Source organism: Paenibacillus sp. CB74, assembly GCF_055687625.1.
The window spans coordinates 4,507,089-4,531,534 of record NZ_CM146009.1 but is presented as its reverse complement, the minus strand read 5'-3'; the positions used below and the strand labels follow the sequence as shown (position 1 = coordinate 4,531,534).

The window sequence follows — 24,446 nt, the reverse complement described above, 5'->3', positions numbered from 1 at the left end:
TAATACAATGAAACATATCTATAAAGCAGGTGCTCAGCCGGATGCGCCAACAATCCTGTTGCTTCATGGCACAGGCGGAACCGAGAACGATCTGATCGGTCTTGCCGAGATGATCGCGCCAGAAGCTGGCATCCTCGGGGTGCGGGGTAACGTATCGGAGAACGGGATGCCCCGTTTCTTCCGCCGCTTGGCCGAAGGTATTTTTGACGAAGAAGACTTGATTGCTCGTACGGCAGAGTTGGGATCTTTTGTAGATGCAGCTGCGGTGGAGTATGGTTTCGATCGGTCCAACGTGTATGCACTGGGCTACTCTAACGGTGCCAACATTGCGGCAAGCCTGATCTTCCATCAAGCGGATGTATTCAAAGGTGCAATTCTGCATCATCCAATGGTACCGCTGCGTGGTCTGGAATTGCCAGATCTGAAAGGTCTGCCTGTGTTCATCGGTGCAGGGGAGAACGATCCAATTGTACCCAGACGTGAAACTGAGGAACTTGCTTCGCTGCTCAGTGGTGCAGGTGCCGATGTAAACACGTATTGGGAGCGTCAGGGTCATCAGTTGACTCGTACCGAGGCAGAAGCTGCGGCAGCTTGGTTTAAGACACAGGCGTAAGTTGGGTATTTTCTTATTGAATGAGCGGTATGATTAATCCAAAATATTGTGAAGCTAAAGCAGTTAATAACAGCCCTGATGAAATTGAGATCGGGCTGTTTTTTATTTTATTTTTGGCTTGTGAAGCAAACGAAGAGTTGCTGTTATGTAAGCGTGACGAATGGGGTAAACATTTGAATAATCAATAGTTGAAGATGTATTCTTGTTATATTACTTAAATCCAACTAAAGATTTACATGACAACGGAAAATACAGAAAAAACTTGAAGAAACGAAGTGTTCTTTCATCGGAGTGCAGTGTAAATTGTACTAACATCATGAACTGGAGGGGTTAATGTGGAACGTAACATCAAGGAACTGGTACAGCGGATGACACTGGAGGAGAAAGCGGGTATGTGCTCGGGACTGGACTTTTGGCATCTGAAAGGGGTGGAGCGTCTTGGCATTCCTTCCATCATGGTGACGGACGGACCTCATGGGCTACGCAAGCAGGATGGCAGTGCAGATCATCTCGGTCTGACGTCGAGCGTGCCCGCAACCTGTTTCCCGTCTGCGGCAGGACTGGCTAGTTCATGGGACAAGGATCTGGCGCGTCAGGTCGGAGTAGCCTTGGGTGAGGAATGCCAGGCTGAGGATGTAGCGGTATTGCTTGGGCCGGGTGTGAATATTAAACGTTCCCCACTGGGCGGACGTAATTTTGAATACTTTTCCGAAGATCCGTTGTTATCCACGCAGATGGCTACAGGTCATATTCAGGGTGTACAGAGTCAGGGCGTGGGTACGTCTCTCAAACACTTTGCAGTCAATAATCAGGAAGAACGACGCATGTCGATTGATGCGGTAGTAGATGAACGGACGCTACGTGAGATCTATCTTGCGAGCTTCGAAGGTGCGGTGATTGATGGACAGCCGTGGACGGTGATGTGTTCCTACAATAAGGTGAACGGTACGTATGCTGGTGAGAATGAATGGTTGCTTACCGACATCCTGAAAGACGAATGGGGACACGAAGGTCTTGTGGTATCCGACTGGGGCGCGGTCAATGAACGTGCAGACGCCCTTGCGGCAGGACTGGAACTAGAGATGCCAACAAGTGGTGGAATTGGTGAACGTAAAGTGATTGATGCCGTAGAGAGCGGACAATTGCCGCTGGACAAGCTGGATCGAGCGGTGGAGCGTCTGCTTACGCTGATCTTCAATGCCGTTGATCAAAAGAAAGAAGGGGCTACATATAACAAGGATGAGCATCACCAACTTGCGCGCAAGGTGGCAGCCGAGAGTATGGTTTTGCTGAAAAATGAAGAAGGTCTTCTGCCGCTGGGGCGTGAAGGAAAAGTGGCGTTAATCGGAGCATTTGCGCATAAACCCCGCTTCCAGGGCGGTGGAAGTTCCCACATTAATCCGACCAAAGTGGATGATATTGTGGAAGAGATGACACAGGTGGCTGGCGAAGGTGTAACCTTCTCCTATGCCCCAGGTTATCGGATTGAAGCGGATGATGTGGATGAGACATTGATGCATGAGGCTGTCCAGACAGCGCAATCAGCGGATACCGCTGTAGTGTTCGTTGGATTGCCGGATCGTTATGAATCCGAAGGGTATGATCGTTCCCATCTGCGCCTGCCTGACAATCATATCCGGCTGATTGAAGAGATTGCGAAGGTTCAATCACGCGTCGTCGTTGTGCTGAGCAACGGATCTCCAGTGGAGATGCCTTGGCTGCCGAAGGTGCAAGCGGTGCTCGAAGCGTATCTTGGTGGACAGGCGGTTGGTGGAGCGATAGCCGATCTGTTGTACGGAGAGGTGAATCCGTCCGGCAAACTGGCAGAGACATTCCCTGCCAAACTCAGCCATAATCCATCTTATCTGAACTTCCCGGGCGAAGGGAATCGTGTCGATTATCGGGAAGGTATCTTTGTGGGTTACCGCTATTATGACAAAAAAGAGCTGGAGCCCCTGTTCCCGTTTGGTTATGGACTGAGTTATACAACATTTGAATATGCCGACCTGAAGGTAGATCGCACGGAACTGACCGATCAGGATGAGGTGAATGTGCAAGTTCGGGTCACTAATACCGGAGACAGAGCGGGCAAGGAGATTGTACAACTATATGTCAGCGACGTAGAGAGCACAGTTATTCGTCCAGTCAAAGAACTGAAGGCTTTTGCCAAAGTAGCGCTTGAACCGGGAGAGTCAAAAGTAGTGAGCTTTACACTAAACAAGCGTTCATTCGCCTATTACAATGTAGATATGAAGGACTGGCATGTGGAGACTGGAGAGTTCGAGATTCAAGTGGGCAGTTCCTCACGGGACATCCATGTGCAAACACGGGTGAATGTAGAGTCTACAGCGACATTCCTTCCAACCTATACGCGTAACAGCACATTGGGGGATATCCAGCGTGATCCGGCCCATAAAAAGCTGCTCGAACAGGCTTTGCAACAATTCCAGGAAGCCAGCGGGTTCGGTGGCGAGGATGCGGGTGATCATGCAGATATGATGGATGCAATGATGAAATATATGCCACTGCGTGCACTGGTTGCGTTTAGCGGTGGGGCCATGACGGAAGAAGCGATGAACGAGCTTCTGGAGCAGCTGAACAACAAGGATCATGGTATTCGGGGATAAGGGGCAGTAGCCTTAAACCGAGTATTCAACCATCCTTGGATTAAGCGAATGTGCAATCCGTGCAGGAACTGCGCACGAAGCAACAAGAAGGTGTATGTGAGGACCGGCCGCATAGTGGCTGGTACAGTTACCCGATCCGATTGTGGATCGGGTTTTCTTTTTGCATAAGGGAAAAGAGGGAGAAAGGAACGGTGGGATAGGGGATAATCCATGCAACGCAACAGAAGGTGATAGAAACGACAGGACGGCTGTAACATTGATGAATCAACATGGTTGTGGTAAAGGATGGAGTATTCTATAATGGAGTAATTGATAATGATTTTCAATTAGATCGGTGAAAGATGATTATGCTTGTAATCAGGAGGGGAATATGAATCCTAACTCTAGCTCACATACGTTTGGCTCAAGTGCGTTTGTTCAGACCCGCGATGGTCGCAAATTACATTATATGTCCAGGGGAACAGGAGAACTTACGGTTGTATTTGAATCCGGCATGGGTGCCTCCAGATCGAACTGGGGATTAGTTGCACCAGCCATTGCTGAGCATGCACGCGCCGTCGTGTATGACAGGGCAGGGGCGGGACGAAGTGATGTAGACGCGGCTCCCCGTAGCCTTGAACGCATTGCAGGGGATCTTGGGGAACTGCTGACTGCGCTGGGTCCGGGGCCTTTCATTCTGGTTGGACATAGCTGGGGAGGTCCGATCGTACGGGCTGCGGCGGCTGCACATCTGTCTCGATTACGTGGCATTATTCTGGTGGACCCATCAGACGAGCATTGCGAAATGTATTTTTCCAAACTTACTAAGATGAGCTTCGCCTTCAATGGTTTCCTTATTCCAATCGTGGCACGTACGGGTTTATATAGGTTGCTCGGCAGCAAAGCGGGAAGCATTCAGCCTGACGATGTGGCGGCGGATCACCTCAAGGAAGATTTTACTTTACAAGCAGCCAGCACGATGCTTGCGGAGGGCAAAACATTTCTGACTGACATGGCAGCGCTGCTGAAACATCCTCCGGCTCTGGGTGATCTGGAAGTCAGCGTGATCTCGGGTACGAAACCGGGTAAGGGAGAGGGGAAAATCAGACCTGCACTCATCAAGGCGCATCGCCAGACGGTGAGCAAGCTATCCAATGCAAGATGGAGTGGGGCAGATCAATCGGGACATATGGTTATATATACAGACCCTCAGGTCATTATTGATGAAATTGTACGAATGATAAATGATGTAAGCTCAAGCGCAAGAACAGAACAAAAGTGATACAATACAAAGAAAAGCAGTGCGCGACATTGCTAGACCATAAAAGCGGAGTGTGGAGACAACATGAAACCAGTTGAACAAGAACCAACGGGAACCACAAATCCCGGCCGTGCCAGTGTTGGCATGGAAGATATCGTGCGTGCACATCATGTGCTGCGTGAGGTCATTGTAAGAACGCCGTTGCAGCGGGACGCTGTATTGTCGGCCAAATATAACTGTAATGTGTATCTGAAAAGGGAAGACCTTCAAGTGGTGCGCTCGTTCAAAATTCGGGGTGCCTATAATATGATTCGCAGTCTGACACCAGCCGAGATGGAGAAGGGTATTGTCTGTGCAAGTGCGGGCAACCATGCCCAAGGCGTCGCTTTTAGCTGTAATGCCCTTGGAATTAACGGCAAAATCTTCATGCCGAGTACAACCCCGAACCAAAAGGTGAAACAGGTAAGACGTTTTGGTGGTGACAACGTTGAAGTGGTGCTGATCGGGGATACGTATGATGATGCGTATGCTGAAGCGATGCGTGCATGTGACGAACAGGGCATGACGTTCATCCATCCTTTTGATCAACCGAAGATTATTGCAGGTAATGGTACAGTAGCGATGGAAATCATGGAAAGTCTCGATGAGAATGCCGACTATGTGTTCGTGACGATTGGTGGCGGAGGGCTGGCGGCCGGTGTGGGAACCTACATGAAAACCGTGAGTCCGGAGACACGCATCATTGGTGTTGAGCCACTTGGGGCAGCTTCCATGAGTGAGGCGATGTTCCGCAAACAGGTTGTAACGCTGGATGATATTGATAAATTCGTGGATGGCGCAGCGGTGAAGCGAGTTGGCGACCTGACCTATGATATCTGCAGCAGCATACTTGATGACATTGTGAAAGTGCCGGAAGGCAAAGCCTGCACAACCATTCTGGAGCTCTATAATGAAAATGCAATCGTGGTTGAGCCTGCCGGTTCCTTGGCAGTTGCGGCGCTGGAGCAGTATCGTGAGCAAATTGTGGGCAAGACGGTGGTCTGTGTCATTAGTGGCGGGAATAACGATATTGACCGGATGCAGGAGATCAAAGAACGTTCTCTGATCTACGAAGGTCTGAAGTATTATTTCATGGTTAATTTCCCACAGCGTGCAGGAGCTTTACGTGAATTCCTGGAGGAAGTTCTAGGGAAGAATGATGATATCACCCGTTTTGAATATACGAAGAAGCATGATAAGGAAAATGGCCCTGCCCTGGTGGGCATTGAGCTGATGTACAAGGAAGATTACCAACCGCTCATTGAACGTATGAACCGCAAAGGTATCGCCTATACTGAGCTGAACAAAAACCTGAATCTGTTCAACATGTTAATCTGATGAATTATTCAAGAAGGCAGTCAGACATGCAGTCGGAGGTGAAATGAAGTATGCAATCAGATCACCAAGAAACATCTCCTCTAATCAGACCAGGGCGCATAGAAGATGCTGATCAAGTCATTCCATTGTTGGTTCAGGCGATAGGAGATATTGCTTACGCGCTCGCGGGTGAGGCGGATCATGATAAGGCGATGCAGATTTTGCAGGATTTCTATGTACAGGAATACAATCGGATTAGCTATCGTCATGTGACAGTGATGGAGCAGGATGGACTTGTGGCGGGAATTCTCGTAGCCTATGATGGCGGTGAAGCTGATCGTCTGGACCAGCCGATTCTGAATCGCCCTGGACGAAGTCGGGATGAGAAGTATGCTTTGGTTAAAGAAACCCGCCCGGGTGAGTATTATCTGGATACTCTCTCGGTAAGTGAAGCTTATCAGGGGCAGGGCATCGGCCGGGCACTGATGGCTGCTTTTGAGCAGCAGGGCAGAGATCTGGGTCACTCGCAGGTATCCCTGATTGTAGAACGGGACAACGGCCGTGCGCTAATGCTCTATGAACGGCAGGGATATGTCAAAGACGATGTCATTGTCATCGCAGGACATGAGTATAATCATATGGTCAAGCCACTTCAATAGAGTAAGAAACCAAGAAAAAACCGCTACAGAAAGATCCTGTGGCGGTTTTTTGTCGTAATGAGATGTTGTAACGTAGCCTAAATATTTAGGCCTCAATGTTAATATGGGAAAAGAGCGCATTGACTCATAAATTGGCATAATCACTGACCGGCACATGCTGCTCCAGCCATTTCTCGACAGCAGCCGTTTTCTCATACTTCGATTCTTTCACCACGTCCATAAAGGCATCCAGCTTAGTCAGGAACTCACTATCAACGGATGCAAGACGCTGCAAGACGCCGGTGTAGCCTCTTTGGGCGTTCGCAACCATTTTGTTCGTGTCATAATCAAACAGCGGTGTATTGTTCAGCCCATAAAAAGTATACAGGGTATAACTGTTTAACAGATTATGCACCTGCTTGGCCCGATTTGATTTCGGATAGAGTTCCAAGAATTTTTCCTGGCTGAGTGCTCGAAGGAGAATTTCCTGATAGCCAATGATTAGAGCTCCGTCATCCGCAGGCAATTTTTTCGTTTCCTTCGTCATGATACTGATATAGCTTGAGATATCTGCTGTAATATCAGATGAATATTTCACGAATGCCGCATAATTCATTATGGGATAGAGGGAGCCTTCGAGCATGACGAGGCGGTAGCCACTGTCACGGGCTTCTTTTAGCAGTGCACGCAGATCGGAGTCCTGGGTACGCTCCATGAGTTTGGTGAAGCTATCGTTCATCTTGTATGCCTTGATCATCTTGTCCTGAACGTTAGGAACGAGCAGGCGGTCCGTCATGGCACTCAGCGCCTTCAGGCGAGCATTCTCCAATTGAAGCACCATCAGGGTGGCGTGATGTTTTGTTACTTTTTTGATATGAGATTCGAGATAAATGTCCGCGGCAGGCAGGCCGTTTTTTTTGTAGAGCATGGATTGAAATGTTTGATATATGGTTGTTGAACTGGCAGTTGTGACTTTGGAATCTGTACTGGAAGGAGCGGCAGAAGCAACTCCGGATAATGGAACGACAGTCGATTGGATCAGCATGAGGACGGCGGTTGCTGTAATGAAGGTACGCATGCCTTTACGTTTGGCAGATTGGAACGATGATGTCATAGATATGAACCTCCCGTAGTTAAGAAAATGATAGGCGTTGTTCACTAGTCACTATACATTAACGCAATTGGGGCAGGATGAGGTTGCGGAATAGTGACAAATTCTTCTGTTATTTTTAACTTTTGGAGGGTGGAAGATAGAGGAAGATTTCTGCGAAAATATTTTTTGTACAACTGGAAACTTTTGAGCTGATCTGAACGTCTTAGTTGTGCACAGGTAAATACAGGAATGAATGAAAAGAACAACGAATCTATTTCGGTGTTAACTACATGCGAGAATGGGGATATGGGATATGAGGAAAGCGGGAGGAACACAAGTGAAGAAGGTAATGTCAGCGCTGGCTGTATCGGCCATGCTGATGTCCGCACTTCCAACGTCGGTTATGGATGCAGCTGCGAGGATCAGCATATATATTAATGATGCAGAGTTATCATCTGCTCAGGCACCTGTGATGAAAGGTGGACGTGTACTGGTTCCGCTGCGTTCGATTTTTGAAGGATTGGATGCGAAGGTACAGTACACGAACAGAACCAAAACGATTGTTGCAACTCGCGACGATCAGGAAGTTACATTGACACTCGGTTCCAAAACGGCATACATCAACGGGGAAGCGATATCGCTGGATGTACCTGCAAACACGATTAAGGGCAACACGATGGTTCCGATTCGTTTTGTCAGTGAAGCTTTTGGAGAGAAAGTATTCTGGAACTCGCGCAATCAGCGTGTAGATATCAAAACAACGGCAACGCCACCAGTGGACGAGACACAATATGCTGCATGGAACATCTATGGTTCGGTATCCGGAAGTAACGGGGATGGTCGTGACCTGACCGTGAGCTTCACACGTCCAACGTCGGAGAAGGCGGTCTCTGCTTACCGGATTATGTTGGTGAAAACACGCGATGTGAATACCTTCACGGAGTCGGCAGCATCGGCCGTACCTTCTGCGAACTATACATCTGTAACACCGAATGGCAGCAACCCGAAACTGACGCTTAATGCACAGACGCGTGACGTAAACGGGGATTTGCTCAATAGCAATGAAACGTATCGCCTGTATGTACTGACTGTTGGTAACAGCAGCAATAATTATAAAAATGCATTGAACTGGTCTTCCCAGGCATTGAAGCTCAATATTGTGAAATCCACAGTACAGGCAGTTACAAGTCTGCGTGCCGCAGATATTAGTGACTATGGCGATGGCCGCGATCTGGAGATCAACTTCACACAGCCGAGCACGACATCGAACATTACGTATTATCGTGCATTTGTTGTTAAAGCGAAGGATTCTTCTGCATTCAATCTGGCTGCAGCGAACAAAGTGTCCAGTGCAAACTCCACGATTATATACAAAGGCAACACCGCTGCGGTCAAAAGTCAGCTGACTTCTTCGACTCGGGATACGTCCGGCGAATTGATCAAGAGCGGTACTGCATATGTAGTATACATCTTGTCTGTAAGCACAAATACAACAACAGACAGCAAGCTGTCCGCGGCATCCTCTTCACTTACATTGTCCGTGAACACAGCAACTTCTCCGGTAATTACGCAGGTGAGAGACAACTCGGATTATGGAGATGGTCGTGACATTCAAGTGAGTTTCAACCGTTCATCAGATGAGTCCAAGGTAGCGAACTATCGCGTCTTCGTGGTGCGCAACTCGGTTGCCAGCAGCTTCAATCTGACGACAGCAAGCAATCTGTCCTCCAGTCTGTATTATACGGTGAACAAAACAGGCAACAACATTACCACGACATTGCCTTCATCCATGAAGGATACAAGTGGTTATAACGTAACGAATCTGCAAGATTATCGCATCTACGTAATGGCAGTGGGCAATCAGCAAAATGGATACACCAATGCGCTGTCAGCTTCCTCCACTGTGCTGAGACTTACAACGAACGGTAATGCGGGAGTTATCAGCAACCTGGCTGTTGCGGATATTAGTGACTACGGTGATGGTCGTGATCTGCGGGTTTCGTTCAACAAAGCTGCGGATGAATCCAGAATCTCTGCCTACCGTGTATATGTCGTTCGTTCCGCTAATGTGGGCAGCTTTACGTTGAGCGCAGCTAATGCGTCAAGCAACTACACACAGGTGAACAAAACGGGTGGTAACCTGTCCTTTACGCTTCCGAACTATGCGGTAGACACTAATGGTTACACGATTACCAATAACGTTGCTTATCGGGTATTCGTGCTGTCGGTGAATAACAACGGAAACTCCAGTCAGAATGCGTTGTCTGGTTACTCTTCCCAAATTACGCTGACACAGAACGCGGCTATAACGGCTCCGAGCAATGTGGTGCCATCTGATATTGGGGATGCTGGAAATGGTAGTGATCTGCGTGTGACGTTTAATAAATCTGCGGATGAGACAAATGTAAATCATTATCGGGTGTTTGTAGTGAAGGCGGGTAGCACGTTTAATCTGAACATAGCGAATGGTGTGAGCAGCGCGTATTACAGAACCGTCAGTAAAACAGGAGTTAATCAGACTGTTACTTTAACAAGTAGCTCAAGAACAGTGGATAACGAACCGATTCGTAATGATGTGGCCTACCAAGTATATGTGATGGCCGTGAATAACAATGCTTCTCTGGCAAATGCATTGTCATCGCCTTCCGTCGCAATCACATTATCCTCGAATGTCACTGTAGCAGCGGTGAGCAAATTAGAAGCGACTGTTAAAGATGCATCGCAAGCCTCAGGCAATGTAACTGATGTAACAGTTACATTTACGAAGCCTAGTACCGATACTGGCATTAAGCGGTATGTGCTAATGGTTGTACCTGCCTCAACGGCATTTGATCTGAATGCGGCCAAAACAACTGCAAATTCAAGTTTTGCAACAGTTGTTAATACTAGTCCTACAGACTTGCCGCTTTCATTGAAGGACAGTAATGGCGTTGATATCAAAGCAGGAGTTTCATACAAGGTATATATACTATCGGAATCATCAGATAGTAAGCGGGAATCCAATTTGGCATCTTCCCCTGTTTTCACGATTAACGCCAAAAAGCAGGCACCAACACCTGTTGAGAAGGTAACGGGTGTAAATGCAACGGTAACTGATAATTCCATCAATGTAAGTTTCACTAAGCCGATTAATGAGGCAGGCATTGCTCGTTACGATGTGTACATTGTTAAAGAAGGGGGAGGTACAGGTACTTCTGGTACAGTTCTAGCCACAGTAATTACGGGTACTGCTCCATGGACAGCAACAGTGGGTATTACAGCTAAGGATTCAGATAATGTAGATTTTGGAGCAGGAAAATACCGGGTTTTGGTAGTCGCAGTGGCGAGTGACACATCGTTAAATACATCCGTCACTTCTGAAGGGACTTTGACCATTCCGCCATCTTCTTCTGGTACTGATCAGGGAGCCGACAATACAGGTACATCCTCTAATCAGGATACCGATGCAAGTGCCTCTGGTGGTAGTGGTATTTAGTATCAGCTTGAGATACCTCATAAAACAAACAAATTTTAATACTTGGATGCATAATCTGGATAAGTGACAGAGGTAGTGAAGGGCACGGAATCGATTCTGAAGAAGCGTCAGCGTTCGCCTTTGTCTCCGAATTACTACCTTTTACAGGTTAATCAAGAAATTTGGAGACAACAGCGATCGCAAGAACGATCCGTGACCGGAACGGCCACTCAGAGAAGCGCAATCTATTTTTGGTAAAGTAACATGTTAACTCCCTTTCCAATAGAGAAGGGGAGTTTTTTTATTACCATATTGAAAATCTTGTCGCCAAAAAGGTTCCTTAGACCATTGCTACAATAGGACAAGCCGATGGATAATAGAAGGAATAAGCTAGAAGCCTATGAGCCGAAAGGAATGATGGAATGCTTGCATTTCGTTTGACGGGCCAGCCGGATTCCCGGTTGCCGCTGTATCTGTATTGTGTGGGCACGCAGGAAGCGAAAGTTCTGCATAGACCGGATGGATTTCCGGTGTATCAGTTGTTTTTGTCACGGGGTGGTGAGGGACATTTCAGGATTCCGGGAAAAGGGACGTGGACGATGGGAGCAGGGCAGTTATTCATTGTGGAGCCCGGGATTGCGCATGAGTATGTGCCTCATGCCAAATCCAAAGGTGAACTTGGTTATATCGGTATTGGCGGTGCATCTGCTGGATCGGTACTTCATAGCGCAGGTTTGCTTCAGAACGAGCCGTATCCCATCTCCAGTTTTGAATTCATCTGGTCGCGGTTAGCAAATCTCTGGCACGCGCTGGATCAAGGAGCAGCGGAGATGTGGAACATATCAACCCTGATCTACCAGCTCATTTTGGATATAGCACAATCAAAAATTGCATCGGATGTCGGTCGTGTGGATATTGGATCATCTATGGTGCAGGAGGAGATAGTAACCCGTTCGAATCGGGAGTCCGATATGGGCAAGGAGGCACTCATCCGAGCAGTAGCATTGATGCATACGCATTATCAGGATGACCTGTTATTGAGGCATGTCGCTGACGCAGTGGGTTATTCGGTGCAGCATCTCAATCGATTGTTTCATCATCATTATGGCGTGACAGGACATCAATATATGCAGCGATTGCGGTTGCAGAAGGCTTCGGACTGGTTGAACAAGCATCCAAGTGCAAGCGTGCGAGAGGCGGCAGAAACCATCGGCATGGAAGTGAACTATTTTATCCGGATGTTCAAGCGGGAGTTTGGAGAAACACCAGGCAAAGGAATCAAACATCGGCACCAGCTCCAAATGGAAAAAGACCTCACGAATTCGTAAAGTGTTCCCGTGACCCTTTTACGTGTATCTATTAGTCAGAAGCGTTATTTCGTCAGAACATGAAAAAGGGACCCCTAAGGCCCCTTAACCATGATATAACGTGTTATGCTGTTTTCTTTTGACCGAATAAAGGCCGTAACGTAGCAAGCCCCACAATGCCGATTACCGCACTCACCCATGGAGCTAGTGCGAATACCGGAAGTTTATCCCGTAACGGATACCCGACAAACAGCACGAGTACCACGACCACGATGTAGATGACGATCCCCCGAATATTGAGCTTAGGTACCTTATTTCGGTCCGCTCCTTCATCGTCTGGTCGCTCAGCAAGGCGGCGGAGCATCTCTACCAATGCGATTCCGCCAACGGCTGCAACGATCAGAGAGAACAGACTGATGTGTTGGAATGGTTCCGTGTCTCCACCAGTCCAACCCACGAACAATCCTGCACATCCTTGGATCAGCATGACAAAAGACAGTGCGGCCCATGCGATCATGGCATACCACTTTGGTGTCCGTTTCGCTGGCTCGGCATTCTCCGCTGGCTGTGGTTCAGCAACGTTGGCTTTCTTTTTCGATGAAGCTGATGGACTATTACCACGGGTTGGAGTGGATGTACCCACCTCAGTGGCAGCCGTCTTCTTCGATGCTGTATCTGTTATCCCGAGCTGTGCATGGATGTCTTGTTCCAGATCAGGTCCGTATAGCTCGCGTGCGGGTTTGTTATCCCGCTGAGCCTGTACGATCGTTTTTCCTGCGGAGAGAATCCATTCTTCCTGTGTTCTCTCGTCCGCTGGTGCACGACGCGCAATGGTGCTGATCTCGTCATACAATTTCACATGTTCAGGTGTCATACGACTCATCTCGGTTATTTGCCGATTCTGTATTTCTTTCAGTTTCTTATAGGAAATCCCCAATGATTGCTCCCCCTGTCTACACACGTTCTGATCTTCCAGTTATCTGAAGACCCTGACGGTATTTTAGTATACGGGAAGGGCTCTCGTTTCGCAAAGTCATTCCTTATTAAAAAGCTGCTCATGGTTGGCCCAGATGCCCACACAGGCCAGAATGACACAGGTGCATAACAGTACCAGTTTACCGTGTTGTTGAATCCATTCCAATAAATGTTCCATGAATTCATTCCTTTCGGCAGAAGGATTCCGAGGCATATGCTGCCAATGATTGTTCGTTTATTTTCCCCCATTCATGTGAAAAAATACCTCAGCCATCACAGATCTAACGATTGTGTGAAGTATGCATAAAGAGCAGCCAATTCCATCACAATAGTAGCATTTCCAACAGAAATCCAAGATTGGAGTGTGCTTGTTATGGACAAACAAACAGATTTGACACGTAAGCTGCTACTGAACAGCAACTCCCGTGGAGTTGTGGACGAGATTGTATCCTTTGAGGAGAATCTGGAGGACACGGAGTATGCAGAAGAACTGACAGATGGGAATTTGAGGGGAAGAAGTTTCTGGGACAACAGTGATTCGGGTCATGAGCATGAGTGGAATGGACGGGTGGAGACCCACGAGATGTTCCGCAGAAGCTACGAATAACGATCCTGCAACCCTTGGTTTGAATTCCAAAAAGATAAAAGATATCCGGGCCAGCTGTCATCAGCATGGCTCATTTTTTTGCGCCTATCATCCGATAAAATGAAGACTGGCATTAGACATAGAAAGGGTCCTTCCTTACGTTGACTTGCAGGTTACGGGATGATAATATATGAATAACATCTTAATACACACTAAACTTATCGGATTATATATATTTAATAAATGAAACTTAACAGGCTAAGCGTGGAAAGGGGAAATCGGTATGGAACGTCAGATCAGTATCCGTCATGGACAGGAAGAATTAACAGCCACGATTCACTATCCGGTTGTGAAAGATATCAAGGAGGAGAAGAGTCAGCAGCGCGTACCTTTGGCAGTCATCTGCCACGGTTTCGTGGGTAGTCGGATCGGTGTGGACCGTTTGTTTGTAAAGACTGCCCGTGAGCTGGCTGAAGACGGTTATCTGGTTCTGCGTTTTGATTATATCGGTTGCGGAGAGAGCAGTGGGGAGTATGGAGCGGAGGGACTGGAGTCCATGGTGCTGCAGACACGCTCGGTGCTGGATTACGCGGTGAATTGCAGTGATGTAGATCCTACACGCGTAACGCTGATTGGTCATAGTCTGGGTGGTGCCGTTGCATTACTAACAGCTGTGCGCGATAAACGTGTCAAGAATCTGGTGATGTGGTCCTCCGTGGGTTATCCATTCAATGATATCGTGAAGATTACGGGACGGGAAGTCTACGATGAAGGCGTGAAACTGGGTGCGGCTGATTATCTTGGATACAAATTCACACCTACCTTCTTCGAATCTCTCGCTGAACATCAACCATTCCAGGAAGCAGTCAAGTTTAGCGGTGATGTTCTCGTCATGCATGGCACGTCAGATGAGATTATTCCTGTAGACTACGCGTTCCTGTATCAAAAGGTATTCTGGATGCGTCAGGAAGGGCGTTGCGACAAGGAGATCATCTTCCAGGGCGATCATACCTTCTCTTCAGGTAAAGAGCGGGAACAGCTAATTACGCGTACCAGAGAGTGGCTGGGTGAACGTCAGAAGATCGAGCAGGATTGGCAGCACTGGATGATATAAATGGCAGGATTGCAACGGTTTGGGGATGTCAGCTTGGAAAAGCGCCTTCTTAGGGGTAAAATAGAAGAGTAAGCATTCTATCCGTGTCTGGAGGTTGGCAGCAATGACATTACCCGCACTTTTCATTGCGCATGGTTCTCCCGCTCTGGCGGTGGAGAGCAATGACTACACTCACTTCTTGAACCAGCTTGGAGACAGGCTGCCGGCTCCGAAAGCCATTGTCGTATTTACGGCACATTGGGATTGTCCTGAACCGTCCGTGACGATGGATGATACACATCAGACCTTGCATGACTTTTATGGATTTCCTTCTACGATGTATACGATGGAATACCCTGCATCCGGGCAGCCAGATCTGGCGAACGAGATATGTGCTTTGTTCACCCGTAGCAATCTTGCGCATCAGCCGATTCGAGGCCGAGGATTGGATCATGGCGTATGGGTACCGTTGCTCCATATGTATCCCGAAGCGAATATCCCTGTGATTGCTGTATCTGTAGACTCGCTGCGTACGCCGCAGGAACAGTATGATATTGGCCGAATGCTGGAACAGCTGCGTCATGATGATGTGCTGATCATTGGCAGCGGTGGAACGGTTCACAATTTACGTATGTTGGGCGATACGGATGAACCGCAGGAGTGGGCGGTGGAATTTGATAACTGGATTGGGGATCGCTTGCAGCAGTGGAACACAAGAGAACTGTTTCAATATGAGAAAAAAGCCCCTCATGCACGTATGGCAGTGCCGTCGTATGGGACAGAACACCTTGCGCCTTTGTTCTACGCGATGGGTACAGCGGATATGTCTCGATCAGCGAAGCGCCTATTCCAGTCTTACCCTTATGGAACGCTCAGTTTGAACTGCTGGCAGTTTGGAGACGGCGTGTAACTTGGAACAGACAAGAACAGGATTAGACCTTTAAATATGAATATAAATAAACAAAGAGGTTCCGGCAGTCAGTTGGTTGACTGCGTGGAACCTTTTTTTGTTGTTCAGCTACTTATAAGATTATTTGCGAATTTCGAACAACTCACATTCCGTACGTGAGTGATAGGCGAGTTCACTGACACTGGACTGAACAACAATGGTATTCTCGTCAAATCGGATGATAATCCCTCCAGAGTCAATTTGGTGGTTATCTTTGAATACCCGAATTTTATGTTTTAAGGTCATGGCTTCTTGGAAATCGGCGTCAGTTTCGAGACGGCGCTGCGTAGGCATAGAGATACTCCTTTGTTCTTTTGGACTTTATACCATCATAATATGGGATTCTACAGGTGAGCAAGTGTATGCAGCTGGATACGAGTAACTTGTGTTGTAACGCTTTGGAAAATTAGAGTTATATTTGTGATTTATATCATTGAAAATGTAAAAATGTGCAAAAAAATAAAGTCTGGATAGCTGCCGATTTGCTATATTATTTTCCTGATCTATAAAGTAAACTAAGCGTAATCATGTTATACGCAACGGAAAAATCGCATGCTGACGGGAAAGGTGAGCTGTTCTCAAAATGCAAGCTCATCAGGACCATGCAACAGAGGAGCGAGAAGTTCTGCTTTCGGATGCTGGACATCAGAGTACAAACACTTTTTTACGGCTTGGCGGAGCTGCATTTGGCATGAGGAACAATGAGTGAATATAAGGGGGAGATCTTGGAGTGATTCATTATACCGGTCGTGCCTTTTGGAAAATCACGCTGGTCTTTGTGCTAGTGTTTACTGCATTATCGGCAGGATTAGGAACAACACGGTCAGCGCACGCGGAAGAGTGGTATGAGAAGTATCTGGGAGAGATACAGCTATTTCCTTACGGTTTTGTACCGAACGGTTGGGAGTTTGCTGCGGGACAAAAGATGAATATTCAGAACAATCTAGCTTTGTATTCTTTGCTAGGTACGAATTATGGGGGCGATGGAAAAGTCGATTTTGCATTACCGGATCTCACGTCACTTCCTGTACCTGACGGTATGGGCTACTACATAGCAACGACTGGAGTATTTCCTGCACGTGAAAATGGCGGGACTGGGATGGGGTATGGAGGTGAAGTGCGCATCTTCCCGTATACTTTTTCGCCTGATGGCTGGCTCAAGCTGGATGGGAGTACATATAATGCGCAGAATTATCCGCAGCTGTACCCCGTTATTCGTGATGTGTTTGGATCTCAGGATGGTCAAAAATTCACTTTGCCCAGTATTAGTGCACCGCTGCGAAACCAACCATTACACTTTGCTGTGGCGGCAAGACCGATGGGTAGTCTGAATGGAACGGATATGAGTAATCAAAATAGTGAAGTTTTACTAGGACAGACCATACCATTTCTTGTTCCGATGCAGACCATTTGGAAAAATAGTGATGGCGGTATTTATAATGTAACGGAATACACAGCATTATTTGCACTCTTGGGACAGAAATTTGGTGGTGATGAAAGAAATACATTTGGTGTCCCTGATCTGAGAAGTAATCCTTATAATTTCCGATATTATACAGTTTCTACAGGAATATTCCCTTCTCGGAGTGAACGAGGAGGGGGGCCTTCTGCAGTCGCAGGAACAAATACGATCTATACCGTAGCCACTGGATTGACGGTGCGAATCAACAGCTCGGATTTGATGGCAAATGTGCCTGGTAGTGCGGGTGCCAAGGGAGTTTCGTTGCGTGCTCAGCCGCAGCATGGAACGGTTATTCAAGATAGTACCGGATTTATATATCAGGCTCCAAACTTCTATTACGGTAATGATAGCTTTACAGTGAGGACATACAATGACAATGGATTTGCTAACGGTTATTCGACGGTCCAAATCAAGGTGGAGCAACCTGTTCCACCTATTGTAACCGGTGTTAGCGATCAGAGCATTTACAATCGTACGGTGAATCCAGTATTTAGCAGTGGCATGGCTACCCTGAATGGCGTTCCATTTACAAGCGGTACAGCGGTGACAGCCGAAGGTAATTATACGTTAGTCGCAACGAACAGTTACGGTTCGACGCAGGTTCAATTTAGAATTGATCTTACACCGCCGACGATACTTGGAGTAACGAATGGTGGGCGTTATATAGTGCCGCCGACGATTACGTTTAGTGACGGAACCGCTACGCTGAATGGAGCGACATTTACCAGCGGAGGACAGATCAGTCAGGAAGGTAGTTATACGCTGAACGTTACTGACGAGGCTAACAATAGTTCAACGATCTCATTTAGTTATTATGCACCGCGTCAACTCTCATTTAATAGTGGCGGCGGAACGAGTGTAGCGACGCAAAATCTGTATTATGGTGATCATGGCATTGAGCCAGCTGCACCGACACGAACCGGTTATACATTTACCGGCTGGTATAATGATGCAGCGCGCACGCAGCCATTTCATTTTACGAATACGCCGATTACGACGAATACACAACTGTATGCAGGCTGGAGTATTAGCCAGTATGTAGTCAGCTTTGACAGTAGTGGTGGAACAGCCGTAGCGGATATTCCGGTGAACCATGGTTTGACGATTAGCGAACCGACGGCACCAACACGAACAGGGTATACGTTTAATGGTTGGTTCAAGGATGCGGGCCGCATGCAGCCATTTAATTTTGAGAATTCGGCAATAACGCAGAATACGCAACTATATGCCGGTTGGATTGTGAACCAGTACAACGTTAGCTTCAACAGCAGTGGTGGTACGGAAGTGGCGGATGTTGCGGTGAATCATGGCTCTACGCTTAGCGCACCAACTGCTCCGTCGCGCACGGGTTATACGTTTACAGGTTGGTACACCGATGCTGGTCGTACACAACTGTTCAATTTTTCCAGTGCGGTGATAACGGGAAATACACAGCTGTACGCTGGCTGGAGTATCAATCAGTATTCCGTCAGCTTTAATAGCGGCGGAGGTACAGCTGTATCAGATGTTTCGGTTACGTATGGTTCCACGATTAGTGCACCAACGGCGCCAACACGTACAGGGTACAGATTTACTAGCTGGTATGGTGATGCAGCACAAACGCAGCTCTTTGATTTTGCGAATACACCGATCACGACAAATACACAACTATATGCGGGCTGGAATATCAATCAGTACACCGTCAGCTTTGACAGTAACGGAGGTACAGCGGTAGCGGATCGTCAGATCGACTACGGTACGCTCATGAGTGAGCCAACGGCTCCAACGCTAACGGGATATACATTTGGCGGTTGGTATACAGATGTGGCTCATACACAGCGCTTTGAATTTGCTAGTATGCCAATAACGGTGGATACATCGCTCTATGCAAGCTGGACGCTCCAATCGTATACGGTCACGTTCGACGTATATCAGGGAGATCATGCGAATGTGCCTGATCAGACGATACCGTACGGTACACTGATTATTCGTCCTACAGATCCGGTACGTACGGGCTACACGTTTACCAATTGGTATGCAGATGCAGCACATACGCAGCCATTTGATTTCCAGACGATCATTACTGACTCGGTTACCTTGTATGCAGGTTGGAGGACCAATCAATATACAGCCAGCTTTGATAGTAATGGTGGTACTGTGGTGAGCGAACAGTTGCTTGACTATGGTAATCCTGTGCAGGAACCACAGCAACCGAGCAGAACCGGGTATACCTTTACCGGCTGGTATAGTGATGCTGGCTTACAGCAACGTTTCGATTTTGCGACATCGTCTATTCAGGATCATGTTCAGCTATATGCAGGTTGGGAACGCATCCTATATACCGTTAGCTTTGATACGACCGGAGGCTCGGATATATCGGATATGAGTATCGGACATGGCGAACAGTTAAGCGTAATCAATGAGCCAACTTCGGATACGGAAGGTCAAGTCTTTGCCGGTTGGTTTGCAGATTCAGAGCTTACGGTTAAGTTTGATTTTAGTCAGCCGATCCAGTCGGATGTAACTTTGTATGCTAAATGGGCAGTTCAAGTACAGCAGATTACATTTGATACGGATGAAGGCACGACAATTGCTCCACAGACCGTTGCTTATGGCGACCTTCTGTCACGTCCAACCGATCCAGAGCGCACAGGTTATACGTTTGCTGGCTGGTATACGGATGCCGCACATAATCAGGCGTTCGATTTCGCAACAGCCACAGTGGTTGCAGATATGACGTTGTATGCGAAATGGAACATAGCCGTGCGAACCGTTTCCTTCCATACGGATGGTGGAACGGCAATACAGGCTAGCGAGGTAATTAATGGTGAGATGTTAACTCGTCCAAGCGATCCGGTGCGAACTGGTTATGCGTTTACGGGGTGGTACACGGATATCACACGCACTCAGCCATTTGATTTTGCAACAGCGACGGTAACTGCTGATATGACGTTATATGCGGGTTGGACGCTTATACCAACACCAGGCGGTGGTAGCTCCGCAAACAATGGAAATACAGGTTCCAACTCCAATTCCATTCCTGGCTCAGGCGGTAATCCTTCTAATGTTAACAATGATATGCAGACAAGTGTGTCCATTCCTGCCGGGGAAGCTGGTCAACTTCGGCTAGGCACAGGGGTGCTGCTTGAAGTTCCAGCCGGTGCTTCCGATCAGCCACTAGAGATTAAAGCCATTGTGGTGGACACACCGGTTAGTGGATTAACAAGAAATCAACGTGTTGTAAGTCAGGTGGTGGAATTCACCAAAAACACCCAAGGTAATTTTAAGATTCCAGTGAAATTAACGCTGACCTTTGACCCTGCTTCACTTCGAGGCAATGAGAAGCTTGCGGTCTTTTACCAGCAAGAGCCGAACACATCATGGACAATGGTTGAAGACGGCAAAGTGGACGGCGATAAAATTCGCGTAGATGTGAATCACTTTACACGCTTTGCCGTGATGGCAGTTCCGGCAACAATAGCTGCTCCTACAGCAGCGAATTTTAGCGATATTGAAGGTCACTGGGCATCCGCTAGCATCCGTGATGCAGCTGCACTTGGTATTGTTAAAGGCTATGCTGATGGTACCTTCCATCCGGGAGTGCAAGTTACACGGGCAGAATTTGCTGCCATGCTTGTCCGGATGCTTAAGCCGGTGCCTGATAATGAAGATGATATTTCAACAATGCCTGCTTTCAAGGATGCAACCCAGATTGGGGCATGGGGGCTCCAGGAGATTGCACAGGCAAGCGCGCTGGGTTGGATTCAAGGGCATGCGGATGGAACCTTCCGTCCAAACGCTCCAATCACACGTGCGGAGATGGCTGTTATGGTCAGCCGTGCGCTGACATTGACTAATATCACGTCCGAATCTTCCTTTACTGATGCATCCAGCATACCTGTATGGGCAAGCCAGGCAGCAGCGCACATGCAGCAATCGGGTCTGATGAAAGGTCGAGTCCATGGGGAATTTGATTCTTCGGCGCTGACAACCCGTGCGGAAGCAGCGCAGATATTGATGAATGCACTCCGACTTCTATAAACCCGATTCGGGATTAACCTCTTGCCGTTTTGCGATGTTATATCGTAAAACGGCTTTTTCATTTGAGTATCTGATTATACAGATATAAAAAGCCCTGCTCTCCGGGGGATGGAGAGCAGGGCGGCAGCGTTGTTGATTATTGTTCAAGCTGTTTTATGAGTTGGGCTAATCGTTGGTGTGTCTTTTGGGTGATTACCTTTGTTACGAGTGATCAATCCGCGAAGGTAAGGCAGTACCCAGTGATCTAGACCGATTTTACCTGCATTTGCACCAGCAACTACTAGGAAGATTTGCATCAGAACCAGTTGAGCGTTCGTGCTTACTGTACCCGAGAAGAGGAACGCGAAGTTCATCACGAGAGCCATCAGCGCAGCCAGTGTTGTGAAGCATCCGAGAATGAGTCCTACACCTACAAGGAATTCACCAAGCGGAATGATGAAGTCGAACAATCCTGCGTTTGGTACTGCGAATTTCTCAAGGAACGTTCCCCACCATGCTTGAACTGTTGGATTTTCACCCGTTGCTTTACCGACTGCCCCGGCGAGGAACCCGCCAGCTTGGAATCCGCCAGTCAATTTGCCCCATCCGTGAGTCATCCAATCGTAACCGATATACACCCGAAGTACTGTCAAAATCCACATTGCCACTTTGTTTTCTCTAAGCCATTGGTTGAAGCTGAACATATGAACCACTCCTTCATGGAATCTAGTGTGTGTTGTTTTTGTTTTTTCTAAGTGATCACCTTTGATGTCTTTATTGTATAGTCCAAAAGTCGTTTTGTTTGTGATTAAAATCACAATCTAGTTCAAATTTTAAGTAAGGTTTGAGAAGTTCACATTTAGGACATATTTTTCTCGCTATTCACTGTTTCAAATGTGAATTTCACGCTGTATCAAGGCCTTCCGGGCGCAGACAAATCGGATGGGGTGTGATTAAATGGAAAGAAATACGTGAAATGGTTGCCCACATGAGACATATATCACAACTTAGAACCAGGCCATATCGTTCAGGAGGTCCTATATTGAAGCTTTTTAAATGGAACAAAGCAGCATCGGCTGCATCCCTGTTAATTCTCTCATTGAGTCTTGTTGCCTGCCAAAACCAGGAGACGTCTCAGATGCCACTTCAGCCAGAAACGACACCTGCACCTGTACAAGAAGAACAGACTGTGGAGGAGTCCAACGCTTCTCTCTACACAGCACCTCTTACAGGTCTGCCTGTAGATGAAGCGATTACGCGTCGTCCCCTTGCCGTCATGATTAATAATGCACCAGCGGCTCGGCCCCAATCGGGTCTGAGTTCCGCCGATATCATTCTTGAAGTCCTCGCAGAGGGAGGCATTACCCGGTTTATAGCCATCTTCCAGAGTGAAGGCGGTGCTGAGACGGTTGGACCGGTTCGCAGTATACGTCCATATCTGATTGAGCTTGGCGAGAGTTACGATGGGGTGCTTGTTCATGCCGGAGGCAGTCCGGAGGCATATTCCATTTTGCAAAGGCAGCAGAAACAGCATATGGATGAAATCTCAAATGGAGGGCCTTACTTCTGGCGTTCCAAGGATCGTAAAGCGCCACACAATCTGTATACTTCAGCGGACAAGTTAAGAGAAGGGGCAGACATCAAGGGTTATAGCCATGAGTTTAAATCTCCCGTATACATCTATAACGAAGAAGGCGCGACATCCGCAGGAGAGGCAGTGAAGCAATTCGACATCCATTATTTATTGGATAGTTACCGGGTGACGTATGATTATGATGAAGTTAGCGGACGATATATGAGAATGGTGAATGGTAAGGCAGATCAGGATCTGGATAATGGGACTGCACTTGGCGCAGCGAATATCATTGTGGCAGGTGCAGATCACAAGGTGCTCGATAGTGTAGGTCGGTTGTCCGTCAATTTGGAACAGGGCGGGGAAGCCATGTTGTTCCAGAAGGGCAAAATGATTCGTGGGCAGTGGGTGAAGAAACAGGGGGATATTATCCGGTTTGTTCAGGATGGCAGTGAAGTGGCTCTTGTGCCGGGTAAAACCTTTATCAACATTGTTCCCAATCAACCGGAATTCTCCAGTCATGTGAAGCTGGCTGTGCAGCAATGAAGGATGTAATGAAAGAAAACAATGAAACAGGTATGCATTTTGTTATCGAAAAGGCGTTATATTGTATCTTAGCGTGAAAAATAGAATCGTGTCGATTCTGTCTTTGGATGTCGAATTGTAAACGCAGTGTAAAATCTTGACTTGAATTTACCATTATTCCAAATAATTAAGATTCATTTCAGATTAATGTGATAAGAATATAAAAAAGGATCACACCTTTTGTACAAACCATGAAACAAATATGATAAGATATCAAAGGTTGTCATTTCATGTTTCATCGGTTATCGGCAATTTTTTCCGTAAAGGGGATAGGGCTATGAAGCTTAAGAAGAAGAAGGATATATTTTTTGAGACACTGGAGAACATGGCAGATACGGTTGTTCAAGCGGCAGATTATTTCTCCCAGCATGTTTCCAACCTTCAGGATGTGACTCTTTTTGCCAATGAAATGAAGAAGTACGAGTCCAAATGTGATGACTATGTGCACACAATCATTACGGAACTCAACAAAACGTTTATCACGCCGATCGAACGCGATGATATTATGGAGCTGACAACAACACTTGATGACGTATTGGACGGACTCGAAGCAACGGCTTCCCGTTTCTATATGTACCAACTGACGGATCCTGACGAATATATCGTGCAATTTGCTGAAATTTTGCGCCAATCGGCTTACGAAATTCAGAAGGCTATTCATTTGCTGTCTCAGAAAAAATTGCTGGCGATTCGTGAGTACACGATTCGATTGAATGATCTGGAAAATCAGGGTGATGAAGTGTTGCGCATGTGTATCAAGAACCTTTTCGCTACCGTTCCTGATCCGATTGAATTGATCAAACGTAAGGAAATTTACGAACGTCTTGAGACAACAACGGATGCTTGTGAACACGTAGCAAATGTGCTCGAATCCATCATCATGCGTAATTCTTAAG

General features: G+C 47.2%; 18 protein-coding genes. 14 read left to right on the top strand and 4 right to left on the bottom strand.

The features are described 5' to 3' along the window. The first annotated feature begins 7 nt into the window (after positions 1-7). From ACX9NY_RS19960 to ACX9NY_RS19935, 6 genes are all read left to right on the top strand, one after another. On the top strand, positions 8-613 hold the full coding sequence (locus tag ACX9NY_RS19960; RefSeq protein WP_339261305.1) for an alpha/beta hydrolase: 606 nt from the start codon (positions 8-10) through the stop codon (positions 611-613). A 20-nt stretch (positions 614-633) separates the two neighbouring features. After that, entirely contained in the window at positions 634-801 is a 168-nt protein-coding gene (locus ACX9NY_RS19955; RefSeq protein ID WP_472474657.1) for a hypothetical protein, read from the top strand. A gap of 147 nt (positions 802-948) precedes the next feature. After that, positions 949-3,240 carry a beta-glucosidase gene (locus tag ACX9NY_RS19950; protein WP_472474655.1) on the top strand — a complete coding sequence of 764 codons (2,292 nt, stop codon included), beginning with the start codon at positions 949-951 and terminating at the stop codon, positions 3,238-3,240. 370 nt (positions 3,241-3,610) lie between these two features. After that, on the top strand, positions 3,611-4,501 hold the full coding sequence (locus ACX9NY_RS19945; protein ID WP_472474653.1) for an alpha/beta hydrolase: 891 nt from the start codon (positions 3,611-3,613) through the stop codon (positions 4,499-4,501). Between the two features lie 63 nt (positions 4,502-4,564). Further along, complete coding sequence (gene ilvA, locus ACX9NY_RS19940) at positions 4,565-5,857, top strand: threonine ammonia-lyase IlvA (protein WP_339239493.1); 1,293 nt, start codon at positions 4,565-4,567, stop codon at positions 5,855-5,857. Positions 5,858-5,907: 50 nt separating this feature from the next. Beyond that, positions 5,908-6,495, top strand: coding sequence for a GNAT family N-acetyltransferase (locus ACX9NY_RS19935; RefSeq protein WP_472474651.1), 588 nt, complete (start codon positions 5,908-5,910; stop codon positions 6,493-6,495). A 124-nt stretch (positions 6,496-6,619) separates the two neighbouring features. On the opposite strand, the gene ACX9NY_RS19930 is transcribed toward ACX9NY_RS19935, so the two are convergent. Continuing rightward, positions 6,620-7,588, bottom strand: coding sequence for a hypothetical protein (locus ACX9NY_RS19930; protein ID WP_472474649.1), 969 nt, complete (start codon positions 7,586-7,588; stop codon positions 6,620-6,622). A gap of 316 nt (positions 7,589-7,904) precedes the next feature. Between ACX9NY_RS19930 and ACX9NY_RS19925 the strand changes: the two genes are divergently transcribed. Together ACX9NY_RS19925 and ACX9NY_RS19920 are read left to right on the top strand one after the other, a co-directional pair. Further along, the gene (locus ACX9NY_RS19925) at positions 7,905-11,042 is read left to right on the top strand and encodes a stalk domain-containing protein (protein WP_472474647.1); all 3,138 of its coding nucleotides are present in this window, start codon (positions 7,905-7,907) and stop codon (positions 11,040-11,042) included. A 401-nt stretch (positions 11,043-11,443) separates the two neighbouring features. Beyond that, positions 11,444-12,349 (top strand): AraC family transcriptional regulator, encoded by a 906-nt coding sequence (locus tag ACX9NY_RS19920; RefSeq protein ID WP_472474645.1) that lies wholly within the window; start codon positions 11,444-11,446, stop codon positions 12,347-12,349. 103 nt (positions 12,350-12,452) lie between these two features. Here the strand turns inward: ACX9NY_RS19920 and ACX9NY_RS19915 are convergent, their stop codons facing one another. After that, a complete protein-coding gene (locus ACX9NY_RS19915) occupies positions 12,453-13,265 on the bottom strand; it encodes a hypothetical protein (RefSeq protein ID WP_472474643.1) in 813 nt (270 codons plus the stop codon). A gap of 411 nt (positions 13,266-13,676) precedes the next feature. Here ACX9NY_RS19915 and ACX9NY_RS19910 point away from each other — a divergent pair, with 411 nt between their 5' ends. The 3 genes from ACX9NY_RS19910 to ACX9NY_RS19900 all read left to right on the top strand — a co-directional run bounded on the left by ACX9NY_RS19910 (position 13,677) and on the right by ACX9NY_RS19900 (position 15,892). Next, the gene (locus ACX9NY_RS19910) at positions 13,677-13,910 is read left to right on the top strand and encodes a hypothetical protein (RefSeq protein ID WP_472474641.1); all 234 of its coding nucleotides are present in this window, start codon (positions 13,677-13,679) and stop codon (positions 13,908-13,910) included. A 262-nt stretch (positions 13,911-14,172) separates the two neighbouring features. After that, entirely contained in the window at positions 14,173-15,003 is an 831-nt protein-coding gene (locus ACX9NY_RS19905) for an alpha/beta hydrolase (RefSeq protein WP_339239500.1), read from the top strand. A gap of 103 nt (positions 15,004-15,106) precedes the next feature. Further along, positions 15,107-15,892, top strand: a complete 786-nt coding sequence (locus ACX9NY_RS19900; protein WP_472474639.1) for a DODA-type extradiol aromatic ring-opening family dioxygenase — start codon at positions 15,107-15,109, stop codon at positions 15,890-15,892. 120 nt (positions 15,893-16,012) lie between these two features. Here ACX9NY_RS19900 and ACX9NY_RS19895 read toward each other — a convergent pair whose 3' ends face one another. Beyond that, complete coding sequence (locus ACX9NY_RS19895; protein ID WP_472474637.1) at positions 16,013-16,225, bottom strand: hypothetical protein; 213 nt, start codon at positions 16,223-16,225, stop codon at positions 16,013-16,015. Positions 16,226-16,661: 436 nt separating this feature from the next. Here ACX9NY_RS19895 and ACX9NY_RS19890 point away from each other — a divergent pair, with 436 nt between their 5' ends. Then, positions 16,662-21,413 (top strand): InlB B-repeat-containing protein, encoded by a 4,752-nt coding sequence (locus ACX9NY_RS19890; protein WP_472474635.1) that lies wholly within the window; start codon positions 16,662-16,664, stop codon positions 21,411-21,413. Between the two features lie 143 nt (positions 21,414-21,556). Here ACX9NY_RS19890 and ACX9NY_RS19885 read toward each other — a convergent pair whose 3' ends face one another. Next, positions 21,557-22,096: a DoxX family protein gene (locus tag ACX9NY_RS19885; RefSeq protein ID WP_339239503.1), complete on the bottom strand. Its 540-nt coding sequence runs from the start codon at positions 22,094-22,096 to the stop codon at positions 21,557-21,559. Between the two features lie 338 nt (positions 22,097-22,434). On the opposite strand from ACX9NY_RS19885, the gene ACX9NY_RS19880 reads away from it, so the two are divergent. Both ACX9NY_RS19880 and ACX9NY_RS19875 read left to right on the top strand, forming a co-directional pair. Further along, positions 22,435-23,511 (top strand): DUF3048 domain-containing protein, encoded by a 1,077-nt coding sequence (locus ACX9NY_RS19880; protein ID WP_472474632.1) that lies wholly within the window; start codon positions 22,435-22,437, stop codon positions 23,509-23,511. A gap of 316 nt (positions 23,512-23,827) precedes the next feature. Continuing rightward, a complete protein-coding gene (locus ACX9NY_RS19875; RefSeq protein ID WP_472474630.1) occupies positions 23,828-24,445 on the top strand; it encodes a DUF47 domain-containing protein in 618 nt (205 codons plus the stop codon). The last annotated feature ends 1 nt before the right edge of the window (position 24,446 follow it).

What these genes read in the sequence shown, in the direction of transcription:
- ilvA (WP_339239493.1), top strand. Translation starts at nt 4,565, where the DNA reads ATGAAACCAGTTGAACAAGAACCAACGGGAACCACAAATCCCGGCCGT.
- ACX9NY_RS19885 (WP_339239503.1), bottom strand. Translation starts at nt 22,096, where the DNA reads ATGTTCAGCTTCAACCAATGGCTTAGAGAAAACAAAGTGGCAATGTGG.
- ACX9NY_RS19920 (WP_472474645.1), top strand. Translation starts at nt 11,444, where the DNA reads ATGCTTGCATTTCGTTTGACGGGCCAGCCGGATTCCCGGTTGCCGCTG.
- ACX9NY_RS19875 (WP_472474630.1), top strand. Translation starts at nt 23,828, where the DNA reads ATGAAGCTTAAGAAGAAGAAGGATATATTTTTTGAGACACTGGAGAAC.
- ACX9NY_RS19910 (WP_472474641.1), top strand. Translation starts at nt 13,677, where the DNA reads ATGGACAAACAAACAGATTTGACACGTAAGCTGCTACTGAACAGCAAC.
- ACX9NY_RS19955 (WP_472474657.1), top strand. Translation starts at nt 634, where the DNA reads ATGAGCGGTATGATTAATCCAAAATATTGTGAAGCTAAAGCAGTTAAT.
- ACX9NY_RS19905 (WP_339239500.1), top strand. Translation starts at nt 14,173, where the DNA reads ATGGAACGTCAGATCAGTATCCGTCATGGACAGGAAGAATTAACAGCC.
- ACX9NY_RS19960 (WP_339261305.1), top strand. Translation starts at nt 8, where the DNA reads ATGAAACATATCTATAAAGCAGGTGCTCAGCCGGATGCGCCAACAATC.
- ACX9NY_RS19935 (WP_472474651.1), top strand. Translation starts at nt 5,908, where the DNA reads ATGCAATCAGATCACCAAGAAACATCTCCTCTAATCAGACCAGGGCGC.
- ACX9NY_RS19945 (WP_472474653.1), top strand. Translation starts at nt 3,611, where the DNA reads ATGAATCCTAACTCTAGCTCACATACGTTTGGCTCAAGTGCGTTTGTT.
- ACX9NY_RS19930 (WP_472474649.1), bottom strand. Translation starts at nt 7,588, where the DNA reads ATGACATCATCGTTCCAATCTGCCAAACGTAAAGGCATGCGTACCTTC.
- ACX9NY_RS19900 (WP_472474639.1), top strand. Translation starts at nt 15,107, where the DNA reads ATGACATTACCCGCACTTTTCATTGCGCATGGTTCTCCCGCTCTGGCG.
- ACX9NY_RS19895 (WP_472474637.1), bottom strand. Translation starts at nt 16,225, where the DNA reads ATGCCTACGCAGCGCCGTCTCGAAACTGACGCCGATTTCCAAGAAGCC.